Origin of the sequence: Streptomyces sp. NBC_00885 (assembly GCF_045207475.1) — a bacterium.
In the GTDB taxonomy this organism is placed as follows: Bacteria; Actinomycetota; Actinomycetes; order Streptomycetales; family Streptomycetaceae; genus Streptomyces.
In genome coordinates, this window is sequence record NZ_CP108796.1 from 5378405 (window position 1) to 5403695 (window position 25291).

24 protein-coding genes are annotated in these 25291 nt (G+C 64.8%); 11 read left to right on the plus strand and 13 right to left on the minus strand.

The annotated features are described in order from the left end of the window. The first annotated feature begins 71 nt into the window (after window positions 1–71). From OHA61_RS24510 to OHA61_RS24530, 5 genes are all read left to right on the plus strand, one after another. Window positions 72–329: a hypothetical protein gene (locus OHA61_RS24510; protein WP_406304825.1), complete on the plus strand. Its 258-nt coding sequence runs from the start codon at window positions 72–74 to the stop codon at window positions 327–329. Continuing rightward, window positions 304–837, plus strand: a complete 534-nt coding sequence (locus OHA61_RS24515) for a DUF6879 family protein (RefSeq protein WP_406304826.1) — start codon at window positions 304–306, stop codon at window positions 835–837. The genes OHA61_RS24510 and OHA61_RS24515 overlap by 26 nt, the downstream gene beginning before the upstream one ends. Before the next feature lie 25 nt (window positions 838–862). Next, on the plus strand, window positions 863–1714 hold the full coding sequence (locus OHA61_RS24520; protein WP_406304827.1) for a helix-turn-helix domain-containing protein: 852 nt from the start codon (window positions 863–865) through the stop codon (window positions 1712–1714). Between the two features lie 329 nt (window positions 1715–2043). Beyond that, entirely contained in the window at window positions 2044–2574 is a 531-nt protein-coding gene (locus tag OHA61_RS24525; protein WP_406304829.1) for a DUF6879 family protein, read from the plus strand. Between the two features lie 195 nt (window positions 2575–2769). After that, a complete protein-coding gene (locus OHA61_RS24530) occupies window positions 2770–3045 on the plus strand; it encodes a hypothetical protein (RefSeq protein ID WP_361905534.1) in 276 nt (91 codons plus the stop codon). Between the two features lie 53 nt (window positions 3046–3098). Here OHA61_RS24530 and OHA61_RS24535 read toward each other — a convergent pair whose 3' ends face one another. From OHA61_RS24535 to OHA61_RS24550, 4 genes are read right to left on the minus strand one after another with little or no spacing between them, the layout of a single operon-like run. Beyond that, the gene (locus OHA61_RS24535) at window positions 3099–3635 is read right to left on the minus strand and encodes an SDR family NAD(P)-dependent oxidoreductase (protein ID WP_406307445.1); all 537 of its coding nucleotides are present in this window, start codon (window positions 3633–3635) and stop codon (window positions 3099–3101) included. Next, entirely contained in the window at window positions 3605–3907 is a 303-nt protein-coding gene (locus OHA61_RS24540; protein ID WP_406304830.1) for an SDR family NAD(P)-dependent oxidoreductase, read from the minus strand. The genes OHA61_RS24535 and OHA61_RS24540 overlap by 31 nt, the downstream gene beginning before the upstream one ends. 38 nt (window positions 3908–3945) lie before the next feature. Next, window positions 3946–4413: an SgcJ/EcaC family oxidoreductase gene (locus OHA61_RS24545; protein WP_406304831.1), complete on the minus strand. Its 468-nt coding sequence runs from the start codon at window positions 4411–4413 to the stop codon at window positions 3946–3948. Then, window positions 4410–5093 (minus strand): SgcJ/EcaC family oxidoreductase, encoded by a 684-nt coding sequence (locus OHA61_RS24550; protein ID WP_406304832.1) that lies wholly within the window; start codon window positions 5091–5093, stop codon window positions 4410–4412. The genes OHA61_RS24545 and OHA61_RS24550 overlap by 4 nt, the downstream gene beginning before the upstream one ends. Before the next feature lie 104 nt (window positions 5094–5197). Between OHA61_RS24550 and OHA61_RS24555 the strand changes: the two genes are divergently transcribed. Continuing rightward, complete coding sequence (locus OHA61_RS24555; protein WP_406304833.1) at window positions 5198–5650, plus strand: MarR family winged helix-turn-helix transcriptional regulator; 453 nt, start codon at window positions 5198–5200, stop codon at window positions 5648–5650. A 418-nt stretch (window positions 5651–6068) separates the two neighbouring features. On the opposite strand, the gene OHA61_RS24560 is transcribed toward OHA61_RS24555, so the two are convergent. Both OHA61_RS24560 and OHA61_RS24565 read right to left on the minus strand, forming a co-directional pair. Further along, window positions 6069–6428, minus strand: a complete 360-nt coding sequence (locus OHA61_RS24560) for a hypothetical protein (protein ID WP_406304834.1) — start codon at window positions 6426–6428, stop codon at window positions 6069–6071. 647 nt (window positions 6429–7075) lie between these two features. Then, a complete protein-coding gene (locus tag OHA61_RS24565; RefSeq protein ID WP_406304835.1) occupies window positions 7076–7714 on the minus strand; it encodes a hypothetical protein in 639 nt (212 codons plus the stop codon). A gap of 416 nt (window positions 7715–8130) precedes the next feature. Here OHA61_RS24565 and OHA61_RS24570 point away from each other — a divergent pair, with 416 nt between their 5' ends. Genes OHA61_RS24570 through OHA61_RS24580 form a run of 3 tightly spaced genes read left to right on the plus strand, consistent with a single transcriptional unit; the run spans window position 8131 to window position 16767 of the window. Next, a complete protein-coding gene (locus tag OHA61_RS24570) occupies window positions 8131–10251 on the plus strand; it encodes a hypothetical protein (RefSeq protein ID WP_406304836.1) in 2121 nt (706 codons plus the stop codon). After that, window positions 10248–11213, plus strand: coding sequence for a hypothetical protein (locus OHA61_RS24575; RefSeq protein WP_406304837.1), 966 nt, complete (start codon window positions 10248–10250; stop codon window positions 11211–11213). Before OHA61_RS24570 ends, OHA61_RS24575 begins: the two co-directional genes overlap by 4 nt. A 13-nt stretch (window positions 11214–11226) precedes the next feature. Further along, on the plus strand, window positions 11227–16767 hold the full coding sequence (locus OHA61_RS24580; protein WP_406304838.1) for a DEAD/DEAH box helicase: 5541 nt from the start codon (window positions 11227–11229) through the stop codon (window positions 16765–16767). A gap of 58 nt (window positions 16768–16825) precedes the next feature. On the opposite strand, the gene OHA61_RS24585 is transcribed toward OHA61_RS24580, so the two are convergent. Together OHA61_RS24585 and OHA61_RS24590 are read right to left on the minus strand one after the other, a co-directional pair. Then, entirely contained in the window at window positions 16826–17035 is a 210-nt protein-coding gene (locus OHA61_RS24585; protein WP_406304839.1) for a DUF397 domain-containing protein, read from the minus strand. Continuing rightward, window positions 17016–17882: a helix-turn-helix domain-containing protein gene (locus OHA61_RS24590; protein ID WP_406307446.1), complete on the minus strand. Its 867-nt coding sequence runs from the start codon at window positions 17880–17882 to the stop codon at window positions 17016–17018. The genes OHA61_RS24585 and OHA61_RS24590 overlap by 20 nt, the downstream gene beginning before the upstream one ends. A 216-nt stretch (window positions 17883–18098) precedes the next feature. On the opposite strand from OHA61_RS24590, the gene OHA61_RS24595 reads away from it, so the two are divergent. Both OHA61_RS24595 and OHA61_RS24600 read left to right on the plus strand, forming a co-directional pair. Continuing rightward, window positions 18099–18734: an ATP-binding protein gene (locus OHA61_RS24595; protein WP_406304840.1), complete on the plus strand. Its 636-nt coding sequence runs from the start codon at window positions 18099–18101 to the stop codon at window positions 18732–18734. 465 nt (window positions 18735–19199) lie between these two features. Next, the gene (locus tag OHA61_RS24600) at window positions 19200–20411 is read left to right on the plus strand and encodes a DNA cytosine methyltransferase (RefSeq protein ID WP_406304841.1); all 1212 of its coding nucleotides are present in this window, start codon (window positions 19200–19202) and stop codon (window positions 20409–20411) included. Here the strand turns inward: OHA61_RS24600 and OHA61_RS24605 are convergent. The 5 genes from OHA61_RS24605 to OHA61_RS24625 all read right to left on the minus strand — a co-directional run bounded on the left by OHA61_RS24605 (window position 20346) and on the right by OHA61_RS24625 (window position 25253). Further along, window positions 20346–20807 (minus strand): very short patch repair endonuclease, encoded by a 462-nt coding sequence (locus OHA61_RS24605; RefSeq protein WP_406304842.1) that lies wholly within the window; start codon window positions 20805–20807, stop codon window positions 20346–20348. The genes OHA61_RS24600 and OHA61_RS24605 overlap by 66 nt on opposite strands. After that, complete coding sequence (locus OHA61_RS24610; protein ID WP_406304843.1) at window positions 20800–21417, minus strand: hypothetical protein; 618 nt, start codon at window positions 21415–21417, stop codon at window positions 20800–20802. The genes OHA61_RS24605 and OHA61_RS24610 overlap by 8 nt, the downstream gene beginning before the upstream one ends. A 42-nt stretch (window positions 21418–21459) precedes the next feature. Further along, window positions 21460–22866, minus strand: a complete 1407-nt coding sequence (locus OHA61_RS24615) for a PIN-like domain-containing protein (RefSeq protein WP_406304845.1) — start codon at window positions 22864–22866, stop codon at window positions 21460–21462. 202 nt (window positions 22867–23068) lie between these two features. Then, the gene (locus tag OHA61_RS24620) at window positions 23069–24040 is read right to left on the minus strand and encodes a NaeI family type II restriction endonuclease (RefSeq protein ID WP_406304846.1); all 972 of its coding nucleotides are present in this window, start codon (window positions 24038–24040) and stop codon (window positions 23069–23071) included. 202 nt (window positions 24041–24242) lie between these two features. Continuing rightward, a complete protein-coding gene (locus OHA61_RS24625; RefSeq protein WP_406304847.1) occupies window positions 24243–25253 on the minus strand; it encodes an SEC-C metal-binding domain-containing protein in 1011 nt (336 codons plus the stop codon). Between the last annotated feature and the right edge of the window lie 38 nt (window positions 25254–25291).

Genomic DNA, 25291 nt, shown 5'->3' on the forward strand with positions numbered 1-25291 from the left:
CCCTTGACGGCTTGCATTGGGAGTTGGAGATTGGTGCACATCAACGCACCAGCTAGGCACAGGAGGCGGCCATGTCCTTAACGTTCATCGGAATCGACCCTGAGACGGGGCAGAACGGATCACCAACGGCTTGGGTGGATTCCGAAACAAGAGACATCGTCGTGCAGAGCTACACGGCCGACGAGAAGACGCGGGCCGAGTGCGCGCAGAACACGGCACCGGGACACGCGAAGGGCATCCCCGCCCACGAGACAGTGATCCGGATCCCCCTCCGGATGGTTCCGATGCTGAGGGAGGCGTGCGATGCCGCAGAACGAGCCCAGCTTTAATGACCTCATGGAGGCGGCGCGGCACTCTGCCGTGCACCTTGAGATGCGTGATGTCTACGGCGTCGGGGACGAGGCTGATGACTTCACCGAATGGAAGCGCAGCGGACTCCGCGACGCAGACCCCGAGTCGGCGTACTGGCGCCCCTGGGTCGACCTCATCTCCCGCGCGGTTACTCGCGGCGTGACCGTGCGCCGGGCACGGGTGGTGTCCGAGCCTGTGACGGACTACATCCGGTACGAGCACGCCGGAACCCCCGTCAACGTTCATGCGGGTGAGCTGGTTCGTTGGCTGTCACGGCGGAACGCCTCAGATCTTCTCCTGCCAGGCAATGACCTGTGGATCTTCGACGGTACGACAGTGCTGTTCAATCACTTCACCGGCAACGGTGATTGGCAGGAGCCTGGGATGGAACTGCGTACCGAGCCTGCCGTTGCGAAGCAGTGCATGGACGCGTTCGAGGCTGTCTGGCAGCGGGCAGTCCCGCACGAGCAGTACGAGATCCACTGACAACCTCCATCGGACAGGCCAGCACATGCCCACCTCCCCTTCGTCCTCGGCTCAGGCCGCTCGCGAGAATGTCGCGCGGCAGCTCCGCGAGCTGAGGAAGGAAGCCGGGCTCACGGTGGCTGAGCTGGCCGTACGATGCGGATGGCACCACGCGAAGACTTCACGTATTGAGAATGCGAAGACACCTCCGTCACCTACGGACATTCGCCTGTGGTGCCGCACGTGTGACGCGGCGGACCAAGCCGCGGACCTGATTGCTGCCTCACGGCACGCGGAGTCCATGTACACCGAGTGGCGTCGGCGGGTCCGCACAGGACTGCGCCAACTCCAGGACAGCTACGTGCCCTTGTATCAATCGACACGACTGTTCCGCGTGTACTGCTCGACGCTGGTCCCGGGCCTGCTTCAGACGGAGGGGTATGCGGAGGCGCTGCTGAGCGCGAATGCCCGGTTCCACGACGTGCCGGACGACGCGGCAGAGGCCGCAACTGCACGCCTGGAGCGATCTCGGGTCATCCATGAGCAAGGGCACCGGTTTGTCTTCCTGGTCGAAGAGGCCGCCTTGAACTACCAGTTGGGCGACGCCGACGCGATGGCCGCGCAGCTGGGGTATCTGCTGACCGCAGGCGCACTTCCGTCGGTGTCACTCGGAGTCATCCCCTCGGCCACGCCGGAGCGACGACTGTGGGCACAGGAGACGTTCAGCATGTACGACGACACACTCGTGTCGGTGGAACTCCTGTCGGCGCAGGTGAACGTCACACAGCCGAGCGAGATCGGCTTGTACCTGAAGGCGTTCGAGGAGTTGCGGTCGATGGCGGTGTACGGAGCGGCAGCACGGGCGCTGATCGTGCAAGCCATCGAAGCCCTCGAGTGACGTCCGCTGCCTCGGATCTCATGGGGCAGCGTTGCGGGGCGACCGAGGAGGGACGCCAGACCGGCGGTCAGCACACAACTGCCAATGAGCGAAGGAGGTGGACCCGGTGTAGCGATCACCGGGATTGCCCCTAACACCGGTGACGATGAGAGCCCCACGGTGTGAGGCGACGAGGAGAAGCAGAGACTCGTTTCCAAGGCTCGAAGCCGAGCCCCGAACTTGAAGCGGCGTGTGCGGTCGCATAAATCCCCGCGCGTGAAAGGCATTCCGGACCGCGAGGCACTGATCCGGGTCCTTCCCGGACGTGCAACTGATCAGAGAGGCGTGCGATGCCGTCACGCGTTCCTACATTCGATGAGCTGATCCACGGCTGCACGCGTTCCGCCGTGCACCTGGAGATGCGCGACTCATACGCCGTCGACAACGAAGTTGGACGCTTCGCCGCATGGAAAGACGGGTTTCGCCATGATCCGGCCGACCGGGAGTCGTGGTGGCGGCCGTGGCTCGACCTCATGTCAGAGACGGTGTCCCGCGGAGTCGTTGTGCGCCGGGCGCGCATCGTGTCCGAGCCGGTGAGCGAGTACATCCGCTTCGAGCACTCGGGCACCTTCACCAACGTCGCGGCTGGGGAACTGGTGAGGTGGCTGCCACGCCGCCAGGCCTCGGACATTGCCCTTCCGGGCAACGACTTCTGGCTCTTCGACGAGCGCTGGATCTACTGGAATCACTTCGCTGGCGACGGCTCGTCCATGGGGCCGGAGATCAGCGACGATCCGGCCGCTGCGAAGCTGTGTGCCGAGGCCTTCGAAACTGTATGGTCGCGCGCTATCCCACACGACCAGTACGAGATCCACCAGTGACCTGCGGCACTGACCACTCGGAGCAGGGCGGCGGCATGACTGGAAGCGTCACCCCCTTCTGCAACGCCCTCCGCTGATGACGGCCAGGGGGCCGGATCTTGCGACCCATGACGGAGTGGCGTCGGCTGGGTCTGCCCTCGTCCGCCCGGGCGGACGCAGCTTGCTGCCAGTACACAGAGCCACGGAGCGTCCCAGATGACCGATACCAAGTCCCCCCGCACCGCCACCGAAGGCACCTGGGCGTTGCCCCTTCTGGTGCTTGCGCCGCCGGCGGCGATCAGGCTCCTCGCGGAGCCTTCCACGCCGTGGCTGGCCATTTCCTGGGCCCTCTGCGCCCTGTCCGCCCTTCTGGTGGCAGCCGGATGGGCAACGGTGTTCCGTCATGGGACGCGAGGGTCCGCGGCCTGGGGTACCTGCATTCTTGTGCACGCAGTGCTGGCCTGGCAGCTGATTGCCCTTGTGGGGCAATAGGGCTCACCCTCGAAATGCGGTGTGCGAGCTGACGCACTGATCCATGCTCCGGGTCAGTGGGGGTGCGCTTCGTGGCTGGGTTTCCGGTCGTTGGCCAGCGTGCTGAGGACGACTCTGCGCGGCAGGTTGCGCGCTGCCGTGGCGAAGAGCGCGTTCTTCCTTGGGGAGATGACGGTGGGCCGCTTGCGGTGCCGTAGGGCGGTCAGGGCTGCTGCCACGACCTGCTCCGGGGTCTGCACCAAGCCGGCGGGCACGTCCTCGCCGGTGTGCGGCTGGGATTCCGTGGCCGTCATGCCGGGGCACAGGCCCATCACGTAGACGCCGCGGTCCTTGTGTTCATACCACAGTGACTCGGAGAACGAGGTCACGAACGCCTTGGTGGCGCTGTAGACGCTCAGGTTCGGCACAGGCGCGAACGCCAGCGTGGAGGACACGTTCAGCAGTGCGTCGCCTGGTTCCGGCTGAGACAGGAAGAGGTGCGCGAGGGTGACCAGCGCCTCGCAGTTCAGGTGCATCATCGCGAGAGTCCGAGGGAGCGGGACTGCTGCGAAGGCGCCCGTCACCGCGGTGCCGGCGTTGTTGACGAGCAGGTGGACGCGTTGGTTCGCGAGTACGTCGGCGACTGCTGCCTGCCGAGGGCGGTCGCGAGGTCCGCTGCCAAGTGTTCGTGGTCTGGGCCGAGTTCGTCTGTCAGTAACCGCAGCCTGTCCGGGTCGCGGGCCACGGCGATCACCCGGTAACCGGTCGCTGCCAGCTGACGGGCGAACTCCCGGCCGATCCCCGCGCTCGCTCCCGTCACCAGCGCGGTCCGTTGCTGCGGCCTCGGCCGGCCCGCCCTCCTCTGCGGCCTTGGGTCGGCCATGACGGTAGTCCTGCTGCTCGGTGGGTGCGCGGTGCGGTTCACTGCGCGGCAGGCCTCGTCGCAGGCTGGAGCCTGAACGAGAAGGCCTCCATCAGGCGCTTGCGTTGGGTCTTCTGGACGGCGGCGATCCGCCAGCGGCCGTCCTCCCCACGGACGACGGTGTACGTCGCGAGTTTGCCGAGCCTCTTCGGCCGGCCCTTGTGCACGTCGCCGCGGGTGATGACAACGGCGGTGTCGGGACCGTAGAGGCGGATGTCGATGATCTCGACGGTCAGCCTGGTGCCTTTCAGGAAGCTGTCGAACAGGACCTGGTGGGCGCGGCCGATGTCCTGGCCGCCGTGGTACACCGTGCCGGCGAAGGTCACATCGGTGGCGTCCGCGGTGAACTGTTCGCCGTAGGCGGTTCCGTCACCGCGGTTCCAGGCGGCGCAGCTTTGCTCGAGGAGCGTACGGATCGCGCTGTGGTCGGGGCCGCGCCCGTGGTCCGCGGGGGTGTTCGTGTTCACTTCTCGGCCTCCGGCTTGGTCTCGGGGGAGTACAGGAACGAGATCCGCTCCATGACGCGCTGGCGCTGGGTGTTGTGGAAAGCGGCGATGCGCCACTGGCGGTCGGCTTGGCGGATCAGTGTGTAGGTCTGGGTCTTGGTCAGGTCGGCCGGCTTCTTGCGTGCGCCGGTGTAGGTGTCGCCGCGACTGGTGACCACGGCGGTGTCGGGGCCGTAGAAGCGGATGTCGAGGAACGAGTCGGCGAGCTTGGTGTCCTTCAGGAACCCGCCGAACAGGGCTCGGTGGCCCTCCGTGATGTCGCGCCGTCCCTGGTAGTGGGTGCCCACGTATGTGGTGTAGGTGGCGTCCGGGGTGAAGTGCTCGCCGTACGCGGTGGCGTCGCCCTTGGCCCATGAGTCGGTCAGTGAGCGCAGCGTGCCGCAGACGGCCCGGTGGTCCTCGGCGGTCGCTGTCCCGGCCGCCGAGGCGGTGACGACGGGTGTGAGTGCGGTGCAGTCGCTCACTCCGAGGTTCTGTACGTCGGCCGTGGCGTCGAGCCACAGGTATCCGGCGCCGGCGGTCGCGACCAGGGTCAGTGCGGTGGCGCCCAGGACGATCTTGACGCGGCGGCGGCGGCGAGGCGTGCGGGACGGGGCCGGTTCGGCGGTCGGATCGGCCGGCATGGTGCTGATGGCAGTCATGGTTCCCCCCTCGTGATAACTTCTCCGGAGAAGTTACTTCTTTGAAGAAGTCTCTTCCTTGAGGAAGAGATTAGGGAGTGGAGGAGCCCGTGTCAACACCGGCCATGCGACCCGACGCGAGCCAGATCTACCGCCAGTACTTGAGCGCGGTGATGCTGCACGGCCATGCGAGCGCCAGAGCTTGTGACCTCGGCGCCACCGACCTGTACGCGCTGAACATCCTGCAGCTGGAGGGGGCGATGACCCCCGGTGAACTAGGCGCTCGCACCGGCCTGACGACCGGGCCGACCACCCGCCTGATCGACCGACTGGAGCGGGCGGGCTACGTCCGCCGCGCGCCCGATCCCGGCGACCGGCGCAAGGTCATCGTCGAGCCGGTCAGCCGGCCCGCCGACCTCGACCACGTCATGGCCCCCGCCCGGCAGAAGATCGGCGAGATCCTCGGCGGGTACTCGCCCGAGCAACTCGACGTCCTTTTCGACTACTTCGCCCGCGCAGCCGAGGCCTACCGGGAAGCAGCCGAGCAACTGCGCGCGGGCGGCACCGCCGACGCCTGAACCCCGCGCCGCCGGTAGTGCGGTCTGCCCGGCCACAGAGTCGTACTCGACGGCGATGGCGCTCGGTGAACTCGCCCTCCCGGGCTATGTGCACGAGTTTCGTTTCGACTGCGGTTGTTCACCGTCTCGGGTGGCGGCCGGATCAGTCCGGGGGCGGTGTTCACGAGAACGGGAGGCACCCGGCAGCTGGCCCTGCCTCCGAGCGTCGTCCCGATCCGCCTTCCGATCATGCCCTCCCGGACAGACCCTGGGCTGTCCGCCAGCGCGGGGCCTCGTCATCGGGGACGTCCCAGGAGGCGAAGTGGAACGGCACCCCGAGGCGGTCGGCCCAGGCCCTGCCCGCCTCAACGGCGGCCGTGCCCTGCTCTGGGTCGCCGGGGCGGTGGTAGACGGTCGCCGGTGCCTCCTTTGAACGTCGTCAGTACGCCCCGAACGACCAGAAGACGCCCACCTCGTCGTCGGTCACCGCGATCAGGCCCAGGTCCTCAAGGAAGTCGAGGCCGTTGAGGTACTGGGAGGTGAGGAAGCCGTGGGATTCAGTCCCCTGGAGGCCGGCTGCGAGGAAGTCCGGGGCGGGGTCAGAGGCGGCGGTCGTCGCGTTGGTCCAGTAGCGCGCGGTGGGCCCGTACCGATCGAGCAGGGTCCGGGCATCCGCCAGCACGGCGTCCCGGCCCGGGCGGGAGCGGACGGGGGCGGGTTCCGACTGCCATTCCTCGGCCATGATGGCGAGGGCGGCGACCGCCGCCTCCACCTCCAGGGGGTACAGGCGACCGGGCAACTCTGATGAGTCCGGGGGATCGAAGGGGTACGCAGGCACCGTGTCGCGGGCGGCGTTGGTGCGGTCCCAGTCCAGTCGGACCCAGCCCCGGGGGTCAGGGACCGACCGGTGCAGCACGGCGCGGACGTCGTGCGCCCAGTCCTCGTACCGCCGAGGGCCGGTAGCCGCAAAGGTGTACGTGTCGTCGAGCAGCCGCAGTGCCGCCGCGTTCCAGGAACAGCGACGGGAGCGGAACTCCGCCAGCAGACTGCCGATTTGACAGGCAAAGGCGTCCTTCGGCTCGCTGGGGATGCGCCGGAGCTGGTCGAGGGCCCAGTGGACGAGCTCGCCCCCTCCTTCCGCTGCTAGGCGGACCGGCCCCTGCGGAAGCGGGAGGTCCGTTCCGTCCCACAGCGCCTCCAGGTGCGCATCGAGCAGGTCCAGGGCGGCCGGTCGGCAGGCAGGCGCATTTCGCCACTTTAGGCCGTCTCTTTCGGACCATGCCGGCTCGGGGTGATCGGCGAGACGCTCGCTGCGGCAACGATGTGGAGGAGCGACGACACGGGTCTCCTGGCGTCCTGCAGTGGCCCGATCACGCAGCCTGCTGCCGGGTGTTCGGTCCAGGTGCGACCCACCTGCCAGTTGAGTGTCCGACGAGGTCCGTCGCCCTACGGCTTCGACGGTACGACCGGCGCGGGCAGGTCCAAGGCGCGGGCGAGCGCGACGGTGAGTGAGGTGGCGTGGTTGGGCAGGTGCTGTGCGGCCCAGTCGGCAGCCAGTGCGAGGAAGTCGGCCAGGTCGCGCTCCGCGCCGGCGAGCAGGTGGCGCAGTTCGGCGGCGGGCAGCTCGATCACCGGGCTGTCGTCCCGCTCGGCGTCGACGGTCAATCGGACCGAGTCGCCGAGGCGCTCGGCAAGCGGGGAGGGGTCATGGCCGAAGAAGGCTCGGCCGTCGCCGTCGAGGACCTCAAGCCAGTCGCGCCGCTCCTCCAGGCCGTTGCAACAGCCGGGCAGCAAGGTGATGCCGGTGGCGGTGTCGGTAACCCGCAGGCCTCCGGGTGAGAGGACGTCGTCCATGGTGAGCAGTCCGTGCAGGAAGGCCCCGAGCGGATCGGGGGGCCTCGGCGGGCTGTTGTCCTCGGGATCGACGTTGTTGTAGTCGGCGATGCGCATGACCGCCGTGCCCACCTGGGCCGGACTGAGCGCGCCACTGAGCGGCAGGAAGCCGTACGCCTCGAACTCGGCGACGGGCCAGAAGGCGAAGCCGTCGGGGCCGTAGATCTCCAGGACAGGCTGCAGAACGATCACCCGGGGAGTCTGCCGTATGCCTCACCCGCACGACCTCCCGATTACTGAGCGCGCGAAGGGGCGAACCTTGGGCTGCCCAAGTGACGGTGCGCGATGGCGTGCCAGACGCCATAGCCCGTGGACGCCTTCAAGGTTTCTGGGAGCGGGCCATCCCGCACGGTGAGTGCGAGTTCCGCTAGCAAGCACGAGACAGGGGCCTGACGGGACGGTGAGCCTGGGAGCGCCTGTAGCTGATCAAGCAGAGCTCCACAAACTCCCGGTCTGATGAGGGGTTTTGGCGTATCTGAGCACGCATTGATGAAGACTTAACGGATGATAGGCATGTCCGCGCGCTCCGGGCATGCAACGCAGTGCTGCCTGGCGCGGTGGGATGCCTACTCGGGCTCTAGCGACGTGTGGGATGCGGGAGGAGTGACGTGACCGGTGCACCGAAGGGGGTGGCATACGAGCAGTGGCAGACGGCGCTTGAACGGGAGTTCTTTGGGCCGCACATGGTCGGCCACGCAGTGGTCTTCTACGTTGATGAGACCGTGGAGAGCGCGCTCGCGCATGGCAACGGCCTGCTGGTTGAGCTGGCCGACGCGGTAAGCGCAGAGCTCCACTGGGACCGGCCCCCTGAGATGTTCAGTCGGCTGCAGTGGCGGTGCCGTCGCTGGGAGAGTGGGGACCAGAGTGAAGCCCCGCCCGTCCTGCCGGTCCTCGCGGTTAGTGTGCTGGCAGCTTCCAAAATGGCCACGCAGGGGGACATTTCGTCTTCCAACTATTACGAGCGCCTAGCTGAGGTGTTAAGCGTCGGAGCGCGTGAACGGGACAACCTGCGTTCCCACTTCCGGCCAGTTGCGGTCATGTGGGAGTTGCTGGACGCCTGGCTGAAGACGAGAGGTGGCGAACGAGGCCACAGCACTGTGTCCGGCGACAGTCACTTGACCCGCATCGGATACCCCATCTCGCAGGCCCTGCTGCGTGAGCAAGACCGGCGCATCCTCACTGCCTTCTTCGCGTCGACTGGCGTCAAGCCTGGGAGTCAAGACGAATTCCCAGGACAGGAGATCATCAGGCGCTTGAGACTCTGGACCGCGTCGCACGGGCGTGGACTGTCTCGCCCACTCCTCAAGGCGCTTCACGGAGCAGGCACCGCGCCAGAGGCGGCAGACAAGCGTCGGGTGCTGGCTGAGCTGCTCGAACGTCTCGTTGAGCACTGGGACGGCACCCTGTACGAGCGTGGTCTCCGGGCCCGGCGGGTGTCTTCACTGCGACTTGTCCTTACGAAGCGGGCACGTCAACTCCGCTGGGCGGCTGAGGCCGTAACTGGAATCGGGTCGGCTACGGTGCGTCGCGACGGTTCAGGCGCGCAGTGCTACGAGCTGTCGGACCCCTACGGCGGCTTCTACACAGGCCTCAAAGAACTTGACGTCACCGCCTATCAGCTGACGCATGGACTTGTGCTCGACAATGAGGACCTCTACCTGGCGTGGGCACCCCAGTCGCTTGTCTTCTTCACGGAGGACGAGTACAGCGGCGATCTCATCAGCGTCGGCACGTTCAGCCCAGGAGAGCCCCACATGCTCCTGGTCGCGAATAGTGAACTCGATGACGTGCGGTCAGTGCTGCGAGAGGTCGCCGACGCTGAGCGGGTCGACGAGCGTAAGGCGCCCCTTGTCGGCTGGACGCTGATCAGAAACGTGGACCTGAAGGCTGCGATTACTCCGGCGGCTCTGCTTAAGGGGGGTATGCCACAAGCTGCGCACTTCATGCCATCGACGCGCCGGGGTATCCGGTTCACGGGTGGCCTACGGATCGGCACGGAGCTCGGTCACCACCACTATCTCCAGGGGGGCATCCCGGACTGGCTGTTGCCGCGAGACATATCGCAAGGGGAAGTCACGCAGCAGGTGACACTGAGTGGCGAAGACGGCAGTTACGTCCATGACTTCCCATTGCAGAAGGTTCTCAGACCCTTTCCAGCGAGGCTCATGCCGCTCGATGACGGAACTTACCAAGTGAGCACGCCGGACCGCGGCAAGGAGACCTTCACCGTCTCCTCGGCACTGTGCGAGCGGGAGGCTGTAAGCGCCGGGAGTATTGCGCATCGCTGTGGCGTGTCGGCAGCGGCCGACGCGGAGAGGGTGGGACCCGAGGAGCGCGCGATCCGGGGCGCGAAGGCACCTGAGCAGCTGACACTGCCGAGGACCCTGATGATCCCGCGGCGTGTGAAGGAGCTTCTACTCATCGGCGCGAAGGGGGAGCCAGTGCCGCTGGATCTTCCGGATATCCCGGACTGGATGAGTGAGCGGCTCCCGGACGAGGCATACGGCTACTGCGCCGAGGTGACCATCCCTGACGGCTACGTCTGGCTGATCCAACGCTGGCAGCACCGCACAACGGTGAGGAGGTTGGACCCGGGTGGGCCGGCATCTAAACCAACCCCAGCAGGCGACGACACGGAATGGGCGGAAACGGTGATGTCCGCAGCCTCAGCGGCAGCTGGGCCTTTGTGGGACATGTATGTCACAGCAGCGAGGGAGGTGCTGAAGTGACCCGGCCGCCTACCGACATTGGCGGACTGCTGCTGCGCTGGGCCAGCGAGCTGGGCTCGGGTCATGTTGCGGACCTAAAGCGCGGCATCACTTGGCTGGCTCGTAGCGAGAACCTTCCCATTTCGTATGGTGCGGCGGGCCGGTGGGTCAGGGACTGCCAGGCGCTGGGCCACCTCGACGTGGACTGGCAGGCTGGCCGATGGAGCGTGGCCCCGGGCGTGCTCACCAGGCTGCCGTCGGCCAGTGGCTTTGCCGCGCTAGTGGGGAGCCGCACGACCCGATTCGAAGAACGGGTAATGCGGGCAGAGTGCGAGGACATCGAGTTGGTCAGGGTTCCCAGCTCGCTCCCTGCGACCGATATTCCTGCGCCGGATACGTGGCTGGTGCAGTTCGAAGATTCCGCAACGCTCGCAGAGACCGCGGCGAGGCTGGGCGTTGAGTACTCCAACTGCTTCGCTATCCAAGCGGCCGCCTGGCTGCCCCCACTCGAACCCGGTTCCCTGGCGGCGGCGCCAGCCTCGGGTACCGCTGTGGAGAGATACGACTTGGAACTCGAGCCGTCAGGATTTGTGCCGACCCAGCGCTGGGAAGAGGACGGACTCTACCGCTTCAAGCGTGCCGACCACCGTGTTGTGTGTCAAATTCTCCACGAAGGCGCATGGAAATCCGTATCGCTCGAACGCGGCGTTTACCTGGAGCTGGAACGGCTGGGAGTTGAGCCCCGGAAGAATCTCCGCTGGTTTGAGGAGCACGGGAAGGAGAGGGGGCGTTTTGGCCGATTGATTGTCGACTGGGGGAAACCTCTGCCGGATCTCCAGCGGCGCATTGCTGTCATGTGTACTGCGTTGCCACCTGAATTCGGTCCGAAATACAGGACGATCACCTATCGCAATGTTCCTCGCGCTGTTGCCGAGCGCATTGCTATATCGCTCAAGCAAGAACTTGGTGACAGGAACGACTAGGAGGAGGTTTCGAGTGTCCGGAGACGGTAACAACCTTGATATTAATGGGTCGTTTGAGCAACTGCGTGATGCACTGTTCCGTTACTACGACACTCCCTTTGGGCTGGCGAATCGGCAGCTCATGCGAGAGCGCCGCGATCTCCTTGACAGGGATGGAGGCGCCTGGCGGAGGCCATTGATTGAGATCCGCCCGCAGTACAAGTCCTGCGGAATGGACATCGCCGGGTCGGTGGCAGCGGCAGGAGCACCCGGAGAGCTTGCTGAGCTGATCAGCTCTGGGCTGATGCAAGGCATCGAGAAGATGCACTCCCACCAGCACCAGTCCCTGGTGGCCGCTGTACGCGACGGCAAGGACGTAGTCATCACTGCTGGAACCGGCTCCGGCAAGACCGAATCATTCATGGCACCTGTAATGGCTGAGCTGGTACGGGAGTCCGAAGCCTGGGTGAACGGGACACCGGCGAATCCGGGGAAGTGGTGGTCGGGCGCTGGCGGCTCGTATGTTCCACAGCGACGCGGCGAGACTGGACACAAAGCGGCGGTGCGCGCGCTGGTGTTGTACCCGATGAACGCGCTGGTTGACGACCAGATGATGCGATTGCGCAAGGCCCTCGACAGTGATGCGGCGCGGCAGTGGGCTGATAAGTACCGCAATGGTCATCGGTTCTACTTCGGACGGTACACAGGAGCTACCCCGGTGACCGGGGAGTCGAGCAATAAGCAGGCAGTCACGAAGCTCGGCACCCTGCTACGGGAAACCGAGAGGCGGTCGAACCGTGCCAGGGAGATCGCCGGCGAGGGTGGCGAGCAGTATTTTGTGCCACGGGTGGACGGCGCCGAGATGCGGTCCCGATGGGACATGATTGAATCTCCGCCGGACATTATGATCACCAATTACTCGATGCTGAACATCATGCTCCAGCGGCCTGAAGAGGACGCGATCTTCGAGCAGACCCGGAAGTGGCTGCGGGATGACCCGACAGCGAAGTTCACGCTGATCGTCGACGAACTTCACATGTACCGCGGTACGGCCGGCACTGAGGTCGCGTACCTTTTGCGCAACCTGCGCCACCGGCTGGGGATCGATGAGCGGCCTGAACAGTTCAGAGTGCTTGCTGCATCCGCCTCATTGGACCCGCAGCGTGACTGTGGATTTTTGGAGGAATTCTTCGGAGTTCCGCAGGACCGCTTTGAGGTGCTGGGCGGTGAGCTCGATCTCCCGATGGCGGATACCGCCAACATCTCGAGGCATGCGGAGAGGCTGAGCAGGGTCGGTAAGTATCCATCCCCTGCGGAGTCTGCCCAGGTGCTACGGGAAACCGCAGCGCACCGAGCTCTGGTAACGGCTCTCTATGACGGTGCCAAACTTATCGCGCGACTGGACAGCGATGCTGCCGACATCCTCTTCCCGGAAGTGGATGAACAGTCAAGGACAAGGGCCTTTCGTGGTCTCCTCACCGCTTTGCGGACCGCAGATGAAGAAGTGACAGGGCCGCTCCCCAAACTGCGCGGCCACCTCTTCTTCAGGAACATCCCCGGAATCTGGGCTTGCTCGGATCCAGACTGCTCCGGAGTTGAGCGCGTGGAGGGTGATGACCGGACGGTCGGCAAGCTATTCGCACGTCCGACTTCCCGGTGCAGTAGCTGCGCCTCCCGCGTCCTGGAACTGCTCTACTGCCAGAACTGCGGTGATGTGATGCTCGGCGGTTACGCTCCAGCTTCGGCGATCACGGCCAAGAGCTTTGACGGTGGACTGCTGCCCGACGTGCCAGATCTGGAGGCACAGGCTGAAGGCGCGTCGCTGGGAGCGAGTGCGGCGAACTACATCGTGTACTGGCCGCGCACGCAGGAGCCTGTGATTGACGCCCCCGACTTTGCGTGGAGGAGCTCCTCTGAGGGCGGCGTACGGAGTGCCGAATTCAAGTTCAAGCGCAGCAAATTCAGCCCGCGTACAGGGCATCTGGCCAACTCCCGTGACCGGAGCGAGGCTACGGGTTGGTCATTCCACGTGACGGTCCCCCAGTCGCGAAAGAAGCAGCAGGCTCTCCGCCTGGAGCAGCTGCCCGCTGCCCCCACTCGGTGCCCTGCCTGCGGCGACGACTGGGAGACGCCCAGGATCAGGTCCGAAGTGCTTAGCTTGGGCGACAGGCGGCGGATGAGGACCCCTATACGTCCAATGCGTACTGGTTTCGAAAAGATCAACCAGGTTCTCACGACCAGCGTGCTGTCCGCGTTGGACCAGAAGAAGGCTGTTATCTTCTCGGACAGTCGCCAAGATGCCGCCAAAATCTCAGCCGGCCTTGGGCTTCGCCACTACCAGGACCTGCTCAGGCTGCTGCTCGCTGAGCAGGTGGGCGGACAGGGCAGCCCCGCCGACGACGCAGAGCTTGTGCGGAGGTACTTCAAGGGTGAGGGGATCGTCGACCAGGAGACTGCCGCCCATGCGCTCGCTCGAATGCGCTCACGCGACAAAGACGCTGTGGTCGCACTCAGGGAGATCTGGAATGCAGACCCGATCGACGGAGTTCCTGACCCGGTTCGTGAGGCGGAGCTCCTAGCCCATCTCGGCAAGTACCCAAGCCTGAAGGCCCACTCAGTAGAGATCGAAGAGGCTCTCCTCACCCTCGGGGTGAACCCCGGCGGCCCCAAGGAAAGTCTGGAGCGGGTGGCGTGGCAGATGGGGTCGCCTGACGTGTCCTGGGCTTCCCTTTACGACTGGAGCAGAAAGCCCGTGGAGCCGAGGTTCGGGCTCGAGGGGCGCCAGGAGAATCTTCTGAGGAGCATCCAGGAGTCGCTCCGTAGCGAGATGCTCGGAGGCCTTTTCGGCAGCGCCGGAAGGGACTTCGAGTCGCTTGGTCTCGGCTGGCTGAGCCTCGCTTCGGACACTTCTCCTGTCGGTGCTGATACCGCGTCGGACATTGCGCTTGTGCGGGCCAGCCTTCGAGTTCTCGGCCACCTCCGCCGCTTTCAGGAACTGCGGGACGGGCGGGCTGAGCCGCCCGCACCTTTGCGGATCTTCTGGGAGGCTGTCGCCGCGGATCTAGGCCAGGATCAGGAAGATGTACGCCGCAGAGCTGAGCGGGCCTGGGGCGACGCCGTAGTCGATTACGTCATCAATCCGGAGAAGGTCAGTCTTCGGCCCGCTGGCCCGCACATGTGGGTCTGCGCGAAGTGCAAGCGTAAGCACTTGCACAGGGGAGTCGGCCTCTGCACGAAGCCCAAGTGCGGGCGCCTGCTCTCGTCGGAGCCAACACCAGTGAGCAGGGCGGATGACGACTACTACGCCTGGCAGGCGTCCGAGGGCAACGGCAGGTTCCGCCTTAATTGCGCAGAGCTGACTGGCCAGACGGACCGGCTTGACGCCCAGGCACGGCAGGCCCGCTTCCAGGAGATCTTCCTTGAGGGCACAGAAACCAAGGGGCCCGACAGCGTCGATGTTCTCTCGGTGACCACGACCATGGAAGCCGGCGTAGACATTGGCTCGTTGGCCATCGTGCTCATGGCCAACATGCCGCCTACCCGCTTCAATTACCAGCAGCGTGTAGGCCGTGCCGGACGTCGTGCCGCGCCGGTGGCGCTTGCGCTGACCGTTTGCCGAGGCCGTAGCCACGACGAGCACTACTTCCAGGCACCGGAGCGGATCACCAACGACGAGACGCCCGAGCCGTACCTCTCGACGGACATGCGTGACATCTATCAGCGCGTTCTCGCCGCTGAAACCCTCCGCCGAGCCTTCGCGGCGGTCGGCGGTGACGCAGCAGATGGGCAGGAACTCGACCTGACACGCAATGTCCATGGCCAGTTCGGCACCGTTGCTGACTGGGGTCGGGTACGCAAGGCCATCAGTGTCTGGATCGACGGACACCACCAAGTCATCGCCGGGATCGCCCGCGCATTGGCGGCCCGTACCCAGGAACCGGAGAAGGCACAGGATGCCTGCCACTGGGTCCGGAGCAGCTTCGTCAGCGAGATCGATGAAGTCGCTGATGCCGGACATGGCCACGGAGATCTCAGCCAGCGGCTGGCCGAAGAGGGCCTGCTGCCGATGTTCGGCTTCCCCACCAGCGTCCGGTACCTCTACACGCGCAAGCCCAGCCGGGCCTACCCATGGCCGCCCGCCGGTGCAGTCGACCGGGGGCTGCCCATTGCGGTATCGCAGTTTGCGCCGGGCGCAGAGACGGTGAAGGACGGAGCGGTATATACGTCTGTTGGTGTCGTGAACTTTCGCCCTGCTGGACTCGATGCACAAGCTGTCCGCGATCCGATGGGTCCCGCGCGGCACATCGGAATCTGCCGCGCGTGCTCCCATGTGGAGGAAGGGATCACGCCGACGCTGTCGACGGAAAACGATGAGCCGTTGTCCTGCCCCGCGTGCACCTCAGCCGAGGGTGCGTACGCGCATGTCGAGCTCCGTGAACCTGAAGGCTTTTTCGCACCCCCTAAGTGGCCCTACAAGCGGGACTTTGACGGGAACTTCTCCTGGCGAGCCCGCTCGCTCGCCCCGAGGACGGGGGCGAACCTCGAGACCGAAGCGCGTGAACGCAACGTCGGCCCAGAGAGTATCGCTGTCCATGCCGGCAAGGGACGCAGGTATGCGGTGAACGATAATGGCGGCAGCCTCTTCAGGTTCGCCCCCGTCCTGGCCACCAACATGTGGTCTGGCGCCTACGCCGAGCTGGGCGCGATCGAGCGGTCACCACTGATTAAGGTGCACGAGGACCAGGCGATCAGCGTGGCGCTCGGTGCCACTCAGCGGACTGATCTGTTTCTCTTCGGCCCGCGTGAGCCCGTCTTCCGCGAATACGGATATCGGCTCGACCTGTCGCCTGTGCCGCATGTCAATGGCTTCCCCGACGACCGTACGGGCCGTAAGGCAGCCTGGCACTCGCTGGCAGCCCTGCTGCGGAAGTCCGCCGGGGTGCTGCTCGACATCCAGCCGTCTGAGATTGCCGCCGGGATCCATGGCGCGGTGACCAAGGACGTTGGAGCCAGGGTCTTCGCTTTCCTCTCCGACACCCTCGACAACGGTGCCGGCTACTGCACGCACCTCGCGGAGCCAGACACGTTCGGCCAGCTGATGGAGGTCACCGATGCCATGCTGGCAAGGCTCCGGGATGGCAGCCACGGAAGTGAGTGCAGGGGCTCCTGCTACGACTGTCTGCGCGACTATACAAACATGGCCTACCACCCGCTTCTCGACTGGCGGTTGGCTGCCGACCTGCTGAACATCATGCGTGGCGACAGGCTTGACCTGGACCGCCAGAACGCAACCATCTTGCTGACGAACTGGGCCGCCGACACGGAAGAGGCGGGGGCGGTGATGGAGCTTGAGAGCCACCCGGTGGTGCTCTTCGATGAGCGGGTCGCGGTCGCCGTGAAGAACCCCTTCGAGATGGTTGGCGAGCATCTGGAGAGCAATCGGATTATGAAGTTCGGCGACGAGATTGCTCAGCAGGGATGGGACGTTGAGGAGGTCGTCTTTGTTGACGACTTCCTCCTGGAGCGGGTGCCTTCACGGTTCACTGTCCAGCTGCGTGACTTCCTGGACCAGTAGCTGGCCCATCCAGAGTGCCCTGCTGCAGCCTTGGCTGCAGCAGGGCTGCCTCGGTGGGTCAGCCGAGCTGTCCCTTCTGCACAGCGCTGATGAACCCGGTCCATGCTGCGGCTTGCACGCTTAGCTGCTGCCCGCGCAGCTGCTTGCTGTCGCGCACGGCTGTGCGGCCTTCGATGAAGGCCGTTTCCACGCACTCGGTCTCATTGCCGCCGCTGTACGTCGACTTGAACCAGGCGGAGTCTGGAATCTCAGTGCTCGCTCGTCGCATCCTTCAGGTCCTCCTTGGCACGGTTGATCAGCTCCCGTGATGCCTCGATGTCCAACGCTTGTGCGCGCAGGTATTCGAACGCAAGCCGGTAGCGGTTCAGTTCCGCCTCCTTCTCCATGAAGACGGAGCCGATGTGAAGGTCGACGTACACCACATCCAGGGAGGGCTCGGCGCCGCCGAGGATGACGAAACTGCCGAGGGCTGCGCAGTGTGCGCCACGAGCGAAGGGCAGGACCTGAAGCGTGATGTTCCCTGACCCGCCGACGGAGAGCAGATGGCTGAGTTGCTCATGCATGATCTCGGGGGAGCCCATGACGCGGCGGATGACGGATTCATCGAGGATGGCCCAGAGGTGAGGGGCCTTGGGGCGGGTGAGGATCTCCTGGCGCCGCATGCGGATATCCACAAGGCGTTCGATCTCTTCAGGCGATCGGCGCATCTCGTTGGCCTGCTGTAGCGCGGTGGTGTAACTCCGGGTCTGGAGCAGACCAGGTACGTACACACAGGAGAAGTGGTCCTCGCGCACGGCCTCGTCTTCGAGGGTGAGCATCAGGTTCATCGTCTCCGGGATGTGGTCAGCAAATGAGCTCCACCACCCCTGCTGCTTCGCATCCTTGGCAAGAGCGACAATGGCTCTGCGCTCAGAGTTACTTGCTCCGTACTCACGGCAAAGACCGTCGACCACCAGCCATTTGACCGGCCCCTCGGTCGTCTCGTACCGGCTGACCGTGGCCTTGGATACCCCAACGAGCTGACCGGCTTCCTCCAGAGTCATCCCCTTGCGGGCACGCAGCTTGCGCAGCGTCGCGCCGAGGTGGCGTCGGCGGGTTGTGGCCCTCGCTGACATATGGATTCCTTCCAGTCCGGCCGGAACGCTGACCGGCTGCCCCAATGAGGCTAGATGCACGCTGAGTTGACGCACTACCAGATTCACTCGATCCATTCGCGTGAGAAGTTACACGGTGAGACTTCTCGGTGTCATACTCGCACCGAGGCGCTACGCAGTGCAGTCGTACAGATACGGCAGGCGCAGCACTGATGTGGCCAGGGAGGGAGTACCGGCATGACTAGTCGCGGCAACGCTCAGACTCCACATCGACACGTGATCCCGTTCAGGGCGTCCCCCGACGTGTTGTCCAGCCTCCGGCGGGCTGTGAGGGCGGAGCTGCGCCCCTGGGGCCTGGCGGGTCTAGCGGATGAGACTGAGCTCGTAGTGACCGAGCTCGCGACAAACGTGGTCAAACACGTGGGCATGGGAAGTGCTGCAACCCTCGTCCTTGAGCTGCACGCTGCCCGTATCCGCGTGGAGATCCACGACACGAGCTACAAGGTCCCGGTCCCCGCTGAGGAGGGGTGGCCGTCAGAGTGCGGCCGCGGTCTCCATCTGCTGTCCGCGATGGCGCACGACTGGGGCATCCTCGTGACAGCATCGGGGAAGGCGGTCTGGTGCGAGCTTTCGGTCGCCGCAGACGGTGCGTGCACTCGTATTCAGCGAGCCAATGCGGTCCTCGGCGACTACCGGGAGCTGGCCGGACCGGCGGTCGCGCCGTTGCTCAGCTGCCCACGAGCCCACGAGGAGACAGCAGTCAGTCTGATCGCTGACCTGCTTCACTGGCTGGCCGCCCAGGGGGCTGTCCCTGACGATGTCCTTGACCGAGCGCAACGGCAATACGAAGCCGAACTGGATGCTGCCGCGTGAACACCCAGGTGGTGGCCGGGTCCGCCCAGCTGGCCGCAGCGGGTTGTGCTATCTCGCCCCCAGGACTCCAGGGGTGAGGCAGGGTTCTCCGGAGCGGGCATCGCGGCAAGTGCGGTGCCACCGGAATTCCCGACCGCCCCTGGTCTCGCGAGGACGGGATACGGGGCTGCCCGAGTTTCTCGACGTGCGCGATTCTGCGGTCAGGTGCGAGCGGTCGCCCCTGTGGTCTGTTCGACGGCTGTTGCACTGCGTGCGCACAGGCTGGCAGCAGTTGGCCAAGGGGCCGTGCAGGCCCACGCGTCGCGGGCAATATCGTAGGCGTGTCCTCTGTCACGTGCGGGTCGGTCGGGGCGCGATGATGTGTGACGCAAACTTGGAGGCGGTCGCGTTGTCAGTGGGGTCTGTCACCCTCTGTGATGACTGGTGCCAATCGGCACCAGTCGGGCACGTCTGGAAGGAGGGTGCATGACCAGCACCGAGAGGAAGTTCTCCTCGGTTGAGATTTGCGCTGGGGCGGGTGGGCAGGCGCTAGGCCTGCATAATGCGCTGTTCAAGCATCTCGCGCTGATCGAGATCGACCCCAATGCGGTAGCCACCCTCGAGAAGAACGTGCAGGGCAACGCGGAATGGGGGGACTGTGAGGTCATTCAGGCTGACCTCACTGAGCTCGCCCCGGAGGAGCTGAGAACGAGACTGCGGTTGGATCCCGGAGATCTGGATCTGTTGGCCGGCGGGGTCCCCTGCCCGCCGTTCAGTGTCGCGGGGAAGCAGCTGGGGCCGGACGATGAGCGGGACCTGTTCCCGACCATGCTCGAGCTCGTCGAAGAGCTGGAGCCCAAGGTCGTAATGATCGAGAACGTCCGGGGGCTGCTGGAGCCTGAGGAGAAGTTCCGCGAGTACCGCAGGTCGATCCTGGGGGAACTTGAGTCCCTGGGCTACGGGAAGTGCTACTGGGACGTCCTGGAAGCCAAGGACTATGGGGTCCCGCAGCTCCGTCCGCGCGCCATCCTGGTGGCGATGAAGAAGGCGTACGTTCCGTTCTTTCCGACTCGGAAGCCGAAGGCACTCCCCCTGGTGACAGTAGCGGCGGCGCTGGAGGACTCCATGCGCGAACGCTTTAAAGACGTCGACGACCCGCGGGCCGACGAGAGGTTCGAGCGGTGGCTGGAGATGGCGTCGAGAGGCGTTGCCCCCACACTCGTCGGTGGCTCAAAGAAGCATGGCGGCGCTGACCTCGGCCCGACCCGGGCCAAGAAGGCCTGGGAATACCTGGGTGTGTGCGGGCTCGGTGTTGCGAACAAGCCCGAGGACATGGAGCGCCTGGAGAGCAAGGACCGTGATCTCTTTGCGGCTGCGGGCCCTAAGCTCACGGTGACCCAGGCGGCACTTATCCAGGGATTCCCGAAGGAATGGGAATTCACGGGCAAGAAGACCGCAGCGTACCGGCAGGTGGGGAACGCCTTCCCGCCACCGGTCGCTCAGGCTGTGGGCGAACAGATCAGGGAAGCACTCGAGGCGGCCATGAAGGCCGGGGTCAAGGCGCCGGTGCGGCAGGAGCGGGCCAAGGTCGGGGAGCTGAACAGCGGAGAGCTGTTCAGCATGGCCGATCTCTCAGCCCCTGTCATTCCGGAGCCGGCTGACCGTCGCAGCGATCGTGAGGGCGCAGTCGTCGGGTGACTCGTGCTCCCAGAATCGGAGCACGGTCCAACCGGCCGCGCGGAGGCGCTGGTCCGTGTCGAGGTCACGGGCCATATTGCGCGTGACCTTGCCCGACCAGTAGCTGGGGTTGGTCTTGGGTGGGACGTAGTGCTCGGGGCAACCATGCCAGTAACAGCCATCAATGAAGACCGCGACCTTCGCTGGGCGGAAGACCATGTCAGCCGTCCGGCGAAGATCGGGTAGCGGCCTGGCCGCTACCCGATAGCGCAGACCTTGCGCGTGAACGAGTCGTCGGATCAAACGCTCAGGTGCCGTGTCCCGGCTGCGGATGGCCTGCATGTTCCGGCGACGGGCAGCCGAAGAGGCCCAGGAACCTGGCGGCGGCTCCCAGTCGCTGCCACTGCTGCTACCCATCCTTTGGAATGCCCGCCCTCTCGAGAATCCGCTGCTTTTCACCCGTGGTGAGTACCTTGCTCTGTCGGACCTTGTTTCTCACTATAGCGGGAATCATTCCGAAGTCTATTTCGAGAGAACGCAGTTCGTAGACATTGATTCCTTCCAGCTCGTACCAAGCGAGGTCAAATCCGAGCTCGCGCAGCTCACGGGCTCTCCGCTCGGTGTGCACATCGTCTGCAGTCACAATTCGCAGCATTGCTGAAGGTACCGGTTGCGCCAAGTTCTCTTGAAGTAAGGAGAAGAGGCGCTCGTGAGTCTTGCTGCCATATGGACTCTTGAGCAGATTCGCCGGAACGATGTCTATGTAACGAGTAGTCATCTCCTTCTGGATTTCAGCATGCAGTGCCCGGAACTTCTGGTTCTCAGGCGGCAGGTGCATCAGCATTCGGGACTGTATAGCTCGCGCGGTGATGTCCTTGGCGTACGTGTAGGCCTCGAATAGCGACTGAGGGTTTCCTGGGTCTGGATTCACTTGATCTGCAATCTCCGAAAGGAGGTTCTTCAAGGCATGCCGTGCGTCCGGCTGGAGTTGGCGCCACAGATCCTCAGGCGACTGCTGACTGGTCACTTGGTGACTCCGTTCTTCAGGTGGGCGAGCTTCACGGCCTGGCTATTGATCGTCTGTCCGCTCGAAGTCCAGCTGTCGGGCGGCAAGCTGCTGAAGGATTTGCCTGTCGTGGCGCGACGCACTTATGACGGTCTGAGCAAACCAAGGCGCTATCCACGATGAACTCCGGTAGGGCCATTCACCCAGGTGGAGACGGCGTCCGGGCAGCCACGCAGGAGCTGGCTGTATCGCCGAGCGAGTCGCCGGCGCTACGGACACGTCTGGTTCGTCGTCGAAGCGCGGGCGCCGGTCCAGCTGTGCGGTGACGCCGATCAGCCACCAGGTGAACAGCAGGCGAGAAGCTGCGTCATTGATGTTGTCCAGAAGGGATTGATCCAAGCCTGCAGCATCGAATGCCGCTGCGATAAGTTCTTGCCCTGGCTGAACATGGACGGCTTCCTGCTCTGAGATCACAGCCTCGACGAGATGCTTGGCTGCGCGGTCGATCTCTGCATAGGTCTCGTCGGCGATCTCTGCGTCCAGAAAGCGGTTCACGCCTCGGTAGAACTCACCTGGTGTCTCGATCCGCAGTTCGGCCCCCGTGCGCATCCTCAACTCGCTTGCCAGATAAGGCCAAGGGCGGGAACTCAAGCCGTTGCCGGCTGGCTGGTACCAGTCGTCCTTCGTGTCATTGGAGACAAACAGCAAACGGGAACGCTCCGGCGAGTCCGCCATATGCCCAATCGTCTCCTCCCAGAGGAGGAAGTCGCCGGACGAGGAGAGTGGTGTCCCTTTTCCTTCGTCAGCGAAGCCTGGCGGGATGCGGTTAGGGAACCTGTACGACGAGGCTTCATCAACGCGCCGCCGGAGCTCGGCAGGATCCGGTGGCTCGGCGATCTTGTCGCCGAATAGTGCAGCCACTTGGGAGAGCACGGGGTCACCCTTATTCACGGATGAAATGGCAAGGTCGTACTCCTTGAGCCTTTGGAGGTGATCGCCGAGGGCTTTGCTCCACTCACTATGCAGCTTCTTAACGGCCTCATCGGAGATCTCAGATTCAAGTGCTGCCTTGGCCGTGGCGTCCTGCGCATACTTGATCAACAAGTCTTGGACAAGCTTCCGCGCGTCCACAATCGCCGTGCGTGCCTCTCCGAGCTTCTTGTGCAGAGCTTTGGAGGCATCTTCCAGTGCCTTCTTCCTGCCGATGATGATGCGATGACGGTTCTGGACAAACTCAAGCCCGACCTGATGTGGGAGCCACAACCGATGCTGCACACTCCGGAGGGCTCCCATGACCTGCTCACGGGCAGCAGGTGTGTATTCGTAGAGGCTCAGCAGCACGTTTGTGTCAAGTACGACGGTCCCCTGCCTGAAGAACTGTTCCCGGTCAGGTCCGTCCTCGGACGGGCTGTTCTGAATCCAGTCCCGGTACTGCCTAATCAGCGGGTACTCGCCGTCCGGGCCGTCCACTGGTCAACTCCTGTGTGTAGAAGGGGGATCGCTGGAGTGGATGATCCCACTTACCGTATGGCTTGTGGCCTCGCACGAGAAGATCGCACGTGCGCGAGCGACCAGGCCTTCCAGCGTCCGGCAGGCCATCGAGGCTGATGTGTCATGGCGAGGGACGACTTCGAGGTGAGTACAGGCTGTGTGTCAGTCTCGCCGGTCGGCTCTAGCGGGATGGGAGCTTTGGGGCGGGGACGTCCACGCTCTCCCCATCGCCTACTGCGACCCAATGGAAACCATCAAGCTCAACAGATGGGCGGTCGTCATGATGAGGCTGGGCCCGTGCGACCTGGAAACTGACGAACTCGCCTTTCTCTGGGATAGGTCCCCCCAGTGCCTGAGCCACGGCTCGGTGGTTCGCAGAGTCCCCGGGAATGATGATCCCCTCCTGCCGAAGGGCTGGCCGAGCTCGCGTTCCGCTCTTGTCGTCGCGGACACGAGCCATGTAATCGTGCTGCTGGCCCAGAGTTCTCACGACATTGCGATCGATCCGGCGTCGCTGGACGCGCCGGAATAGCTCGTTGATCCGCCGCTGCCCTGATGTAGGCGCGAGGATCGCATCTCGTATATCTGAATCCAGATGTAGCAGAAGATTCTCCTTCAGCGGCTCTCTGCGCCAGAGCCACGTGATCATCGAGCGGTGGGTTTGCGTGAGCCTGAACTTCCCATCGCGATTGCCCTTCTTGGTGATGTTCCCGCTCGTTGTCAGTCTCTTGCGATCCGCGCGGAACAAGCCGGCGCTCCAGAGACCCTGATGGTCGTCCGCCCAGACGACGAGGCAGATCTCATCCAAGGCCTCCGGCGGGATCATCCAGCCGAATTCCTTCTGAGAGAACTTGCAGTCCACCTCAATGCCTTCGATCAGGTAGTCCATGTCCTGCCCGCTGAGGAAGTCGAACTCCCGCAGCAGATTGATCTCTACCAGCGTGCCCGCGTGCGTCTTTTCGGTCTTGTGAAGGTCGTTCCAGTCGAAGCGTCCCGTGTGCTCCCCGTCGAGCAATTGATCAATGGTGTCCCGGAGGACCTGGCCGAAGCGCTGGCCGTCCGGGTCGAGCGCTATCAAGTACTGGTGAACCAACATGAGTTGAGGATCATCGCAGACGCCAGGTGCAGGTCCTGGCGGGTCGAACAGGGTCACTCACGGCTCCTTCTGAGGACAACTGGGGATGCCTCAACGTCACTTTTGGGGACTTGTGGACCTCGCAGGTGTGCCTGACACATCGAAGTCCCTGAACGGCGTCGGCGTGGGTTCAGTGTGTGCAGGCAAAGATGGCTTAACAGAGCGCGAGGCGCAGGGCGCAGTGGCAGGAGGCGCCCAGGTCAACAGGCAGTCGAGAGCCTCACGGCTGATTCGGCCCTCCGTGGCAGTCCCTGTACGCCACCCCCGACCCGCACCAGCACGCCGCCCCCCGCGCCGGAGGCCATGCCACCGCCCGGCCCCTGGCCGCCAGCGTTGTTGCGTACTGCGGGAGCAGGTCCGCGTTCGACGGGGAGGACTGTTCCGAGGCTGCGAAGGCCTCGTACGACGGGACCGTGCCCGTCACGATGCCCAGGTTGCCCGTGCCCGTGGCCGAGAGGTCGCGCAAGGATGCCTCGAGGTCCGTCAGGTGGGCATCGTGGGTCGGGTATTCGCGTTCCAACTCGGGGTAGGCCGCGAGCAGTTCGTCCAGTTCGGGCTCCGGCCAGTGGAGGACCGCCACCGGGAACGGGCGGGACAACGCCGAGCGGTAGGAGCCGAGTTCGGAGCGGAGGCGGGCGATTTCTGCCTGGAGTTCGGCCGGGTTGTCGGAGCCCAGGGCCCACAGGCGCTTCGGGTCGTGTAGTTCGTCCAGGGAGATGTCTCCCGGGTGGACCCGGTCCGCCAGGGCGTCGCGGTCGTCGTGGGGGAGGCCCAGGAGGCGGCGGACGCGGTGGCGGCCGGCGAGGAGGGACTGGGTGGCGTAGGGGACTTCGTCGTCGTCCGCGGGGAGCAGCAGGTCCAGGGCCGTGGTGAAGCAGTCGTGGGACGCCTCGAGCTCGTCGTGGGACTCCAGCGTCTCCGCGATGATCTCCCAGGGCGCCGCGTCGGCCGGGGCCGCCGTGCGGATGCCGTTGATCAGGGCGCGGGCCTCTGCCTCGTGGCCGTACTCCCACAGGTTCGCGGCCTGGAGGGCCTTGATCAGCAGGGTGTGTTCGGAGTCCGTCGCGAGGAGGTTGTCGTAGAGGGTGGAGGCGCGTTCGCGGTCGCCTGCCAGCTCAAAGTGAGCCGCGGCTTGGAGGAGCAGTTGCTCGTCGTCCTCGGGGTACTGCGCGGCGGTACGCAGCAGGCGCTCGGCTTCGGCGATGTGATCGGCAGGCGTGTCGGGGCGCATGGTGGACACCGTACTGCTGTACGGCGGTTCGGCGGGAT

Excerpts from the sequence above, each read along its gene's own strand:
- OHA61_RS24510 (WP_406304825.1), top strand. The coding sequence starts at position 72 with ATGTCCTTAACGTTCATCGGAATCGACCCTGAGACGGGGCAGAACGGA.
- OHA61_RS24515 (WP_406304826.1), top strand. The coding sequence starts at position 304 with ATGCCGCAGAACGAGCCCAGCTTTAATGACCTCATGGAGGCGGCGCGG.
- OHA61_RS24520 (WP_406304827.1), top strand. The coding sequence starts at position 863 with ATGCCCACCTCCCCTTCGTCCTCGGCTCAGGCCGCTCGCGAGAATGTC.
- OHA61_RS24525 (WP_406304829.1), top strand. The coding sequence starts at position 2,044 with ATGCCGTCACGCGTTCCTACATTCGATGAGCTGATCCACGGCTGCACG.
- OHA61_RS24530 (WP_361905534.1), top strand. The coding sequence starts at position 2,770 with ATGACCGATACCAAGTCCCCCCGCACCGCCACCGAAGGCACCTGGGCG.
- OHA61_RS24540 (WP_406304830.1), bottom strand. The coding sequence starts at position 3,907 with ATGGCCGACCCAAGGCCGCAGAGGAGGGCGGGCCGGCCGAGGCCGCAG.
- OHA61_RS24550 (WP_406304832.1), bottom strand. The coding sequence starts at position 5,093 with ATGACTGCCATCAGCACCATGCCGGCCGATCCGACCGCCGAACCGGCC.
- OHA61_RS24555 (WP_406304833.1), top strand. The coding sequence starts at position 5,198 with ATGCGACCCGACGCGAGCCAGATCTACCGCCAGTACTTGAGCGCGGTG.
- OHA61_RS24585 (WP_406304839.1), bottom strand. The coding sequence starts at position 17,035 with ATGCGACGAGCGAGCACTGAGATTCCAGACTCCGCCTGGTTCAAGTCG.
- OHA61_RS24590 (WP_406307446.1), bottom strand. The coding sequence starts at position 17,882 with ATGTCAGCGAGGGCCACAACCCGCCGACGCCACCTCGGCGCGACGCTG.
- OHA61_RS24595 (WP_406304840.1), top strand. The coding sequence starts at position 18,099 with ATGACTAGTCGCGGCAACGCTCAGACTCCACATCGACACGTGATCCCG.
- OHA61_RS24600 (WP_406304841.1), top strand. The coding sequence starts at position 19,200 with ATGACCAGCACCGAGAGGAAGTTCTCCTCGGTTGAGATTTGCGCTGGG.
- OHA61_RS24605 (WP_406304842.1), bottom strand. The coding sequence starts at position 20,807 with ATGGGTAGCAGCAGTGGCAGCGACTGGGAGCCGCCGCCAGGTTCCTGG.
- OHA61_RS24625 (WP_406304847.1), bottom strand. The coding sequence starts at position 25,253 with ATGCGCCCCGACACGCCTGCCGATCACATCGCCGAAGCCGAGCGCCTG.